Annotated in this window: 10 protein-coding genes and 1 pseudogene; 5 read left to right on the forward strand and 6 right to left on the reverse strand. The window is 49.5% G+C overall.

Annotated elements, in window-relative coordinates:
* Positions 1-212: 212 nt before the first annotated feature.
* A pseudogene (locus tag ACR2PX_RS12735) lies at positions 213-953 on the forward strand (IS91 family transposase); the annotation flags it as partial.
* 93 nt (positions 954-1,046) lie between these two features.
* Here the strand turns inward: ACR2PX_RS12735 and ACR2PX_RS12740 are convergent.
* Positions 1,047-1,907 carry a hypothetical protein gene (locus ACR2PX_RS12740; RefSeq protein WP_433999735.1) on the reverse strand — a complete coding sequence of 287 codons (861 nt, stop codon included), beginning with the start codon at positions 1,905-1,907 and terminating at the stop codon, positions 1,047-1,049.
* A gap of 36 nt (positions 1,908-1,943) precedes the next feature.
* Entirely contained in the window at positions 1,944-2,498 is a 555-nt protein-coding gene (locus ACR2PX_RS12745; RefSeq protein WP_433999736.1) for a hypothetical protein, read from the reverse strand.
* Between the two features lie 109 nt (positions 2,499-2,607).
* On the opposite strand from ACR2PX_RS12745, the gene ACR2PX_RS12750 reads away from it, so the two are divergent.
* Genes ACR2PX_RS12750 through ACR2PX_RS12760 form a run of 3 tightly spaced genes read left to right on the forward strand, consistent with a single transcriptional unit; the run spans position 2,608 to position 3,822 of the window.
* Positions 2,608-2,802, forward strand: coding sequence for a type II toxin-antitoxin system HigB family toxin (locus ACR2PX_RS12750; RefSeq protein ID WP_433999737.1), 195 nt, complete (start codon positions 2,608-2,610; stop codon positions 2,800-2,802).
* A 33-nt stretch (positions 2,803-2,835) separates the two neighbouring features.
* Positions 2,836-3,270 (forward strand): helix-turn-helix domain-containing protein, encoded by a 435-nt coding sequence (locus ACR2PX_RS12755; RefSeq protein WP_433999738.1) that lies wholly within the window; start codon positions 2,836-2,838, stop codon positions 3,268-3,270.
* Positions 3,271-3,822 carry a recombinase family protein gene (locus ACR2PX_RS12760; protein ID WP_433999739.1) on the forward strand — a complete coding sequence of 184 codons (552 nt, stop codon included), beginning with the start codon at positions 3,271-3,273 and terminating at the stop codon, positions 3,820-3,822.
* A gap of 182 nt (positions 3,823-4,004) precedes the next feature.
* On the opposite strand, the gene ACR2PX_RS12765 is transcribed toward ACR2PX_RS12760, so the two are convergent.
* The 3 genes from ACR2PX_RS12765 to ACR2PX_RS12775 all read right to left on the reverse strand — a co-directional run bounded on the left by ACR2PX_RS12765 (position 4,005) and on the right by ACR2PX_RS12775 (position 6,581).
* Positions 4,005-4,253: a papain-like cysteine protease family protein gene (locus ACR2PX_RS12765; RefSeq protein WP_433999740.1), complete on the reverse strand. Its 249-nt coding sequence runs from the start codon at positions 4,251-4,253 to the stop codon at positions 4,005-4,007.
* Between the two features lie 332 nt (positions 4,254-4,585).
* The gene (gene fghA / locus ACR2PX_RS12770) at positions 4,586-5,461 is read right to left on the reverse strand and encodes an S-formylglutathione hydrolase (protein WP_433999741.1); all 876 of its coding nucleotides are present in this window, start codon (positions 5,459-5,461) and stop codon (positions 4,586-4,588) included.
* Positions 5,451-6,581 (reverse strand): S-(hydroxymethyl)glutathione dehydrogenase/class III alcohol dehydrogenase, encoded by a 1,131-nt coding sequence (locus tag ACR2PX_RS12775; protein WP_433999742.1) that lies wholly within the window; start codon positions 6,579-6,581, stop codon positions 5,451-5,453. Before ACR2PX_RS12775 ends, fghA begins: the two co-directional genes overlap by 11 nt.
* 382 nt (positions 6,582-6,963) lie before the next feature.
* On the opposite strand from ACR2PX_RS12775, the gene ACR2PX_RS12780 reads away from it, so the two are divergent.
* Entirely contained in the window at positions 6,964-7,545 is a 582-nt protein-coding gene (locus tag ACR2PX_RS12780; protein WP_433999743.1) for a LuxR C-terminal-related transcriptional regulator, read from the forward strand.
* A 140-nt stretch (positions 7,546-7,685) separates the two neighbouring features.
* On the opposite strand, the gene ACR2PX_RS12785 is transcribed toward ACR2PX_RS12780, so the two are convergent.
* Complete coding sequence (locus tag ACR2PX_RS12785) at positions 7,686-8,342, reverse strand: efflux RND transporter permease subunit (protein ID WP_433999744.1); 657 nt, start codon at positions 8,340-8,342, stop codon at positions 7,686-7,688.
* Between the last annotated feature and the right edge of the window lie 207 nt (positions 8,343-8,549).

Here is an 8,549-nt window from a genome sequence, read left to right on the forward strand (position 1 = left end):
AGGAGCCTGTCGGACTTATGCTTTCGAGCATACTCTCTATTGAAGAGTCAGTAGAACGAGTCGACAGTCTTGAGCGTTCTAGACAGCTTCGATGGATTCGTGAGAATAGTTGACCTATTTAATCGAATTCTTCGAATAATTGGGCCGTTCTTTCTGGAATTCAGGCCGAAATAGTCTTAAGTCCGACAGGCTCCTAGCCACGGGAAGCCGTTATTCGCACGCCCTCCAAGATGAAAGAGCTGTTTCTGAAGAGACAGCGGTGGTGGCGCTTCTTCCAGAAATACCGACACCGGATGCGACCTGCCATCCTCGACAATGTGACCCGGATGCTCTCCTGTGGGCTGAGCATACTGGGCTATGCCAGTTACCAGTGCTCCAGTCCTGGTTGCAGCCACCGCAAGACCATCTGCTTCAGCTGCAAGAGCCGTCTGTGTCCTACCTGCGGCAAGAAGCTCACCGATCAATGGATTGAGAAGCAGAAGAACATCCTGCCCGACACGCGTTGGCAACACATCACCTTTACCATGCCCGATGTGCTCTGGGAGCTGTTTCGCTATAACCGGCAGCTGCTGAATGACGTCAGTCGCCTGGCCGCCAAGCCCCTGCTGAAGTTTGCCAAGAAGAAAGGCATCCTGCCGGGTATCTTCACCGCCCTGCACACCTTTGGCCGCAGCCTGCTCTGGAATATCCATGTACACCTGTCCATCACCCTGGGTGGTCTGGCTGATGATGGCAACGTCTGGAAGTCCCTGTACTACGTGAAAAAGACACTGATGCCCATGTGGCGTTACGAAATTATCAACCTGATACGCCAGGCGTATAAGCGCGGAGAACTCAAATTACCCAAGGCAATGAAAGGCACCTGCCCCAATCTGACCGAATTCAACCAGTGGCTGGATGAGCAATACCAGAAGAACTGGATCGTTCACTTTGCCAAGCCCAGCAAGAATCACGGCATGGTTCAAAAATAGCACTTTTTAGTGAACACCGGGCACACGATATCCTGCCATGGACAGGCATCGAAGTTACCGAATAGTCGGGTTAGATCAGGCGGCTTTTCTGAAACGCTGGAAACCCAGCATTTCCAACCAGTTTGGATGGGATGTTCCGGTCAGAACCTCCGCAGGCGTCCTGCCCCGCATGTAATCATGCTGGCTCCGCAGAAATACCTGGTGGTTCAGGTAAAACCGGATCAACTCCAAGCTCTCAGGTGTGATCTGTTTGCGAGCATCCAGGTAAGGACGGAGCCTGCTGTTGAAGTTCTCAACCATTGAGCTGCAACGGGGAGTGGTGGCGATCACGCCCAGCACCTCATCTTCAATGGGTTCAAAGCGAGAACCCAACCGGGATGCCAACTCATCCGCTTTGGTGTGGTAGTTAAGTGTGTGGATATCGTACCGGGCTACATAGCACACATCCCAGACGTCCTGAATACTGACAGAGTAGTGGGACGCGATTGCCTGGAACTTTCGGTTCAGTACATGACTAACGGCCAGGAGGGCTTCCTTCTGTTTTCTCAGGGACGTTACCAGTGCCTGGACGCGGTGTGAGGCACCGGCTACAGCGGACAGTTCTGCCACTACGAAATCGAACTGCTCTTCACGATCAGCCGGGTTGTGGCCTGGCAATTGCAAAATGTCATATTGAAGCCAGGAGGTCAGCGTGGCTACCAGGCTGTACAGGGCTTCAGCCTTCAAAACCTCCTTTCTGGCCTGGGTAAGCTTGGCTGACAGGGTGTTCCCTTTGCCTTTTCGCCTGGCTTTCTCCATTTGTCCCAGCCGCTTGAGCTGGCGGGTGATGGCAGAGTCTCTCTTGTTTTTCAGGTACCGGACCAGGTCCTTGCAGGCTTTGATCAGGTGGAAATGGTCAAAGCGGTGTTCAGTGACTGGCAGTACAGCTTTAAACACGCTCTTCATTCCCGAGCCCAGGTCGCTGATATTCACTTAAAGCTGGAAGCCTTGGTCTACCAAGTCCAAAAGGTGAATACTCCAGGTTTCCTCATCACGACAATCCTCCCGGGAGAGGCTTGCGCAGAAGCGGCTATGGATATCAACGACGGCCAGATGAGGCTTATTGCGGTGATAGATCTCATCAGACGCGCTCTGCCTGATAGCACCAAGGCGATAGGAAATATTGATTTCAGCGGCCTTCTGGCAAGCGTCGTTTTGGATGTTGGCAACGGTTCCTATACTGATGTCCGTGTCAAACACATCGTGCAGAAACCTCTGTACATCCCGGTAGCTCGCTTTGCAGATCAGCAACATTCCCAGAACGACCTGACGGAGGAAGTCATTAGTGACGGGCAGGTCAAACAGAACCTGCTCATCCGGGACAGGTGCCAGAAAGACTTCATTGACTGCCGTTTGGGCCAGGAGCTTTTGGCTATAGACCGTGTTTCTGCAGACTTGGTGCTTCTGGGCCAGGTGTGTGACATTGCTTCCGGAGATGGCTTGCAGGGCAATTGACTTTTTCAGTTCTGGAGTTAGACGTCTCTGCATGTATAAACTCTATGATCGGATAGTAGACCTTTGGAGTTTATCAATCTGTGTTATATCTGCCTTATTTGGAGTCGGCTGCAAACGGGAAAGTGTTCACTGGATTTGAACCATGCCCAAGACTCCCGAGGAATTGGCCGCCGTGTACCCGTCGCTCGACAATTTTAAGTACAACGACCGTTGGTGGGTGCTGGATGTCGGTGGAAATAACCTTCGGGTTCTGGCTTTTATCCAGTTTGTGAATAAACGTATTTATATCAAGCACATTGTGAACCACGCGGATTACGACAAATTAACCGAGAAGTAGCGCAAGGCAAGCAGGAAACAGCGGAGGTGAGACATGGCACAAGCCGCACTGATGGATGCGTACCAGACCTTTATGGAAACCGCCCATACCTATTTGAATATCCGCAATGAAGCCGATTATGACGGAGCCTTGCAGGCACTGGAAGACATTCTGGAGGCCGCCAGCGATACGGTAAACGATCCCCTGAACCCGCTGATCGAGTTGCTGAGCCAGGCTATTTCAGCCTATGAGTCCCAAAGCGATGAACTGACGGCCTTTCTTGAAGAGGCTGAATCAACCCCGGTTGATATCGCCTTGTTGAGGACCTTGATGGATCAGCACAACCTGACGGGTTCTGACCTGCCGGAGATTGGCGATAAAACCATGGTGTCCAGGGTGCTCAATGGCAAACGAACCTTGCAGCGGAACGCGATAGAGCTACTGGCCAAACGCTTTGGCATCCGGCCTGCGCTGTTTCTGGGTGGATAAATGAACAGACGCATCTACGGCTATCTCCGGGCCTCCACTGATCAACAAGACGCCTCAAGGGCCAAAACGGAACTCACCCAATTTGCCGATAGAATGAACTTCCAGGTCGCCTGCTGGTTCGAGGAAAACGAATCCGGGGTGAAGCTTGATCGCCCAGAGCTGCTTAACTTATTAAAAATTGCCCTGCCAGGCGATGTCATTCTCGTTGAACAAATAGACAGATTGAGTCGTTTAAATGCCGAGGATTGGGAAAAATTAAAGCACAGTATTAACTCCAAGGGTCTGAAAGTAGTGTCACTCGACCTTCCGACCAGTCACCAATTTATCAATAGCAGCAGTGACCCGTTTACAGAACGGATGTTAACCGCCTTAAACGGGATGATGCTCGACATGCTGGCAGCCATCGCCCGTAAAGATTATGACGATCGACGTCGACGGCAAGCCCAGGGGGTGCAACGAGCCAATAATGACATACAGAGTTTGCTTGGTTGCTCCCGGCACACCATCTCTAAGGCATCAAGGGCGATGCAACAAAACAACACTGCCGTATAGTAAGTCATCTTAGGGTAGACATTAAGCCCGGATCTTGATGTCTAGGAGTCTGTCGGACTTAGCCGACCGTAGCGAAAAAAAGTCCGGTTTGAGACAGTTTTTATGATTATTTGAGGCGAATAGCGAGCTATTCAACGAAAAGAATCATAGAAAATGGCCAAATCCGGCTTTTTCGCAGTAGGTCAGTGGTAAGTTCGACAGGCTCCTAGAGCAGCGGTGTTGCCTTTATTATCGACTTTTTGCGGCTGCCCATTGAGCTTGACGTATTGGCTGGGTACACCCAGACGAGGTCCCTGTTCCCTGTAATAACCGAGCATGGAGACTGCCGCATACCAGCAACCCGTTGGATCCTCTCTGGTCTCGCCACCGATTATATGGCCGCCAATTTTCTTCTGCGTTACATAGGGCACATTCAGGTATATATCCGTCATTTTTCGTCGCTCCTGTTGTGTCAACCCTTAATAATAAGTTTGTTATTAGGCTGAATCTATTGTTCGTAGAGTATATCTTGTTATCAATGTTTCCACAGTGGCGCAGTTGTCTGTTTATGGAGTTATAACGATAGATGGTAAACCTATCGAAGGTTCATAAATGCGCCTGCCTGTCATTAGTCTGTTGCCGATTCAGATAGCCTTTTTTGTCCGTGGTGAGCTACCCGCTGAATTTACGTCAGTCATTAAAACGCTTTTCGCCAATATAAAGTCTGCTAATTCTTCTTTTTCAAATGCGCAGTCACCGAACTACCGGTGACTGCTGACCTTTATCAGTCCGCCAGATGCTCTGCATGAAAACGCAGGTGATCCTCAATAAAGCTGGAGATAAAGAAGTAGCTATGGTCATAGCCAGACTGCATTCTTAACGACAGTGGATAACCACTTTCAGCAGAAGCCTGCAGAAGAGCCTCCGGTTTCAGCTGCTCCGCCAGGAAACCATCGGCATCCCCCTGATCCACCAGGATGGGTAGAGGGTTGCTGGCATCCGAACGCTTTAACAACTCGACACTGTCGTAAGCTTTCCAGGCTGACTGATCGTCGCCCAGATAGGCACCAAAAGCCTTATGGCCCCAGGGGCAATCGGTCGGATGACTGATAGGACTGAAAGCTGACACCGAGCAGAAACGCTCAGGATTGCGCAGGGCAATCATCATCGCGCCATGCCCACCCATAGAGTGGCCACTGACCGAACGCTTTTCTGATATCGGAAAGTGCTTTTCTATCAGTGCAGGCAGTTCTTCCACCACATAATCATACATTCTGTAATGATGGTGCCACGGTGCCTGAGTGGCATTGACATAAAAACCTGCTCCCAGCCCCAGGTCATATTGTCCCTCTGGATCATCCGGAACACCGTCACCCCTTGGGCTGGTATCGGGTGCAACAATAGCGATGCCCAGATCAGAAGCCAGGCGCATAGCACCGGCTTTCTGCATAAAGTTTTCATCGGTACAGGTCAGACCGGACAGCCAATACAGCACCGGAACTTCGTCACCGTCTTCCACATGGGGTGGCAGATAAACCGCAAACCGCATTTCGCAGCTAAGAGCTTCTGACCAATGTGAGTACTGCCGATGCCAGCCGTCGAAGCATTTTTGCTCACTGACTTTTTTGACTGTCAGGTTCTCGACAGGCTTATTGGTCATAATGAATTACAGAGCGAATACTTCTGCCCTCATGCATCAGATCAAAAGCACGATTGATGTCCTTCATTCCCATGGTGTGGGTAATGAAGTCATCCAGTTTGAACTCACCCGCCAGATACTGTTCAACAATGCCCGGCAGCTCAGAGCGACCTTTGACACCACCAAACGCTGTGCCGCGCCATACGCGACCGGTTACCAGCTGGAAAGGACGGGTAGAGATTTCCTGACCGGCACCGGCGACACCAATAATGACCGATTCACCCCAGCCCTTATGGCAGCATTCCAGGGCAGAGCGCATCACATCAACGTTACCAATACATTCAAAAGAGAAGTCCACTCCGCCATCGGTCATTTCTACAATGACTTCCTGTATCGGCTTGTCGAAGTCCTTCGGATTCACACAATCAGTGGCTCCGAGCTTTGTTGCCAGATCAAACTTGGACGTATTGATGTCCACAACAACAATACGACTGGCTTTGGCCATAGCAGCACCAATTACTGCTGACAGGCCAATGCCACCCAGACCAAAAATAGCCACGGTGTCACCTTCCTGAACCTTGGCAGTATTCATCACTGCGCCCATTCCGGTAGTGACACCACACCCCAGCAGACAAACTTCTTCCAATGGAGCTTCTGGATTCACCTTGGCCAGGGAAATTTCGGGCAGAACCGTATACTCAGAAAAAGTGGAGGTGCCCATATAATGATAAATAGGCTCACCATCCTTGTAGAAACGGGTGGTACCATCGGGCATCAAGCCCTTGCCCTGGGTTTCACGAATCTTCTGACAGAGGTTTGTTTTGCCTGAGGTACAGAATTTACACTCACCACATTCCGGCGTGTAAAGTGGAATAACATGGTCGCCTACTGAAACACTGGTTACACCTTCACCCACCGCTTCAACAATACCACCGCCTTCATGACCCAGAATGGCCGGAAAAACGCCCTCCGGATCTTCTCCGGAAAGGGTAAAAGCGTCGGTATGGCAAACGCCTGTGGCAACAATCCTGACCAGGACTTCACCTTTCTGCGGAGGCATAACGTCCACTTCTTCAATTGTCAGTGGTTTTCCTGGCCCCCAGGCAACTGCAGCTCTGGACTTGATCATTTTGTCAGTCATCGGGACTCTCCCGGTTCGTTCATTTAATTCTTAACCATGAGAAACGTTCATGGTCATTTATATACATTCTTAACAAGAAGAACTGGCGAAAGATTAACCAGAAATTCTCTTATGCATTCTTTGCTGTTATCTTATATCCATACAGACAGAAAGTATCACCTGACATTCCCAGATAACAAAATGTTGCTCAAACTACTTTTGAAAGAGCACTTGATAATAAACCTTAAAGAGCGATTATCATTCCAATAACAAACTGTGAATCACTGCCCGCTTTCAAACTTTAAAGGAAAAGGTTCACGGTAATTCGCTGGCTCCACCTCCTGTCTGTCATATTTCTTCGCTTGAATAATTATTAATGGACTTTTGTGACCCAAAGTAAGCAATGATGGATAAGTTGCGTATTTTTGAAATGTCTCAGGGCCTGCATGATGTTGAAAGCCGGGATGAGATCGACCAATGGTTCAGAAATCTCAAAAAAGAAATTCCTTTTGATTTCAGTATTGTTGGCAAGCTTTCTGATAGCAGTCAGGAACAGCCAATCTGTATCGACTTTCCTCTGGAAAGACTGCAAAGTTGTTTGAGCACTGATTCACTGTGTGATGATTTCCTGCTGTCCTCCATGCTCAACAGTAATTCCAATGTATCAGCGCTGCTCGATCCCATTGTTCACCCTGAGTATGGCAAGCGTCTGATCATTGCAGGAAGACTGAAAAAATCTGAGCTATCGGTTTTTATGCTGTCTTTTGGTGATCGACAGCCTTCCGAAGAAGAGATCAGTTCACTTTACTTACTGGCACCTCATATTTATCTGGCGTCCAATAAGTTATCCACAACTGGCAGTCCAACACTCCCCGATCTTTGTTCAATGACAGCCAGAGAGAAAGAACTGATTCACTGGTTGAAAATAGGCAAGAGCAATTGGGAAATCAGCCGGTTGATAGGTACCAGTGAAAGAACTGGTTAAATATCACCTGCAGAATATCTATAAAAAGCTGGGCGTTTGTAATAGAACCCATGCGGTAGCAAAAACACTGGAGATAGAACTGTACTGAAAGAATGTGCCCTCACGACAAGAGGTTGCCTGGTGAGAGCACATTAAAGATATCAGGACTGCTGAACAGAGGAATTATTGACCGCTTCCGGATAATCCTCGGTTTTAGAAGCCGTCAGTTTCAGGAGTGCAGGTACCAGTAACAGATCCAGCACCAGGGCAACCAGAATCGTCACGGCCGTCATCAGACCCATGTCGGCATTCATTTTAAAGCTGCTACTGGCCAGAACAAAAAAGCCTGTGCAAAGCACTACCGTCGTGCCGGTAATAGCAACCCCGGTTTCCCTGACCGAAGTGATAATAGAATCCTGCTCAGAACGACCTTCTTTACGGGCTCTCTGATAGCGATACAAAAGGTGAATAGTATCGTCCACCACAATGCCCAGAGTCATGCTGGCAATCACAGACAGACTCAAACCCACTTCACCTACTGTCACTCCCCAGACACCAAAAGCAATGGAAGCGGGAAGAATGTTGGGGAGTACACTCACCAGTCCAAGCCTGACAGAGCGCAACAAGATACCAATCAGCAAAGAGATAATCAGCAGGGCGGCGGCTGACGCCGTGAGCATACTGACATTATTGCTGTAGCCAATGTGAGCAAAAATAATATCGGCACTGACCCCTGGGCTGACCTGTTGTGGATCAAACCTGGCTAGTAACTGTTGTCTCAGGCGTGCCTCAAGCTCCAGCAACTGGTTCGACGACATTTTACGGGCCGTGACTTTGACATCCTCCCCGCCCTAAAGGACTATCTCTTTATCACATCTCTACACCCAAGAACTGGCGCGCTATGCGCCAGCCTTCAACGCAGGTCTGTAATTTTGCCCACCCCTTCCAAACTGCCAGCCAACCGGGGCGACCTGTGTGCTTGGAATTGCTCCAACCACCCAGCTTGGCGATGGTTTGAAATAACC

This window comes from Endozoicomonas sp. (genome assembly GCF_051008435.1).
Taxonomy (GTDB): Bacteria; Pseudomonadota; Gammaproteobacteria; order Pseudomonadales; family Endozoicomonadaceae; genus Endozoicomonas_A.

Coding starts and splice junctions, on each gene's coding strand:
- ACR2PX_RS12785 (WP_433999744.1), bottom strand. CDS start 8,342: ATGTCGTCGAACCAGTTGCTGGAGCTTGAGGCACGCCTGAGACAACAG.
- fghA (WP_433999741.1), bottom strand. CDS start 5,461: ATGACCAATAAGCCTGTCGAGAACCTGACAGTCAAAAAAGTCAGTGAG.
- ACR2PX_RS12745 (WP_433999736.1), bottom strand. CDS start 2,498: ATGCAGAGACGTCTAACTCCAGAACTGAAAAAGTCAATTGCCCTGCAA.
- ACR2PX_RS12750 (WP_433999737.1), top strand. CDS start 2,608: ATGCCCAAGACTCCCGAGGAATTGGCCGCCGTGTACCCGTCGCTCGAC.
- ACR2PX_RS12780 (WP_433999743.1), top strand. CDS start 6,964: ATGATGGATAAGTTGCGTATTTTTGAAATGTCTCAGGGCCTGCATGAT.
- ACR2PX_RS12765 (WP_433999740.1), bottom strand. CDS start 4,253: ATGACGGATATATACCTGAATGTGCCCTATGTAACGCAGAAGAAAATT.
- ACR2PX_RS12760 (WP_433999739.1), top strand. CDS start 3,271: ATGAACAGACGCATCTACGGCTATCTCCGGGCCTCCACTGATCAACAA.
- ACR2PX_RS12775 (WP_433999742.1), bottom strand. CDS start 6,581: ATGACTGACAAAATGATCAAGTCCAGAGCTGCAGTTGCCTGGGGGCCA.
- ACR2PX_RS12755 (WP_433999738.1), top strand. CDS start 2,836: ATGGCACAAGCCGCACTGATGGATGCGTACCAGACCTTTATGGAAACC.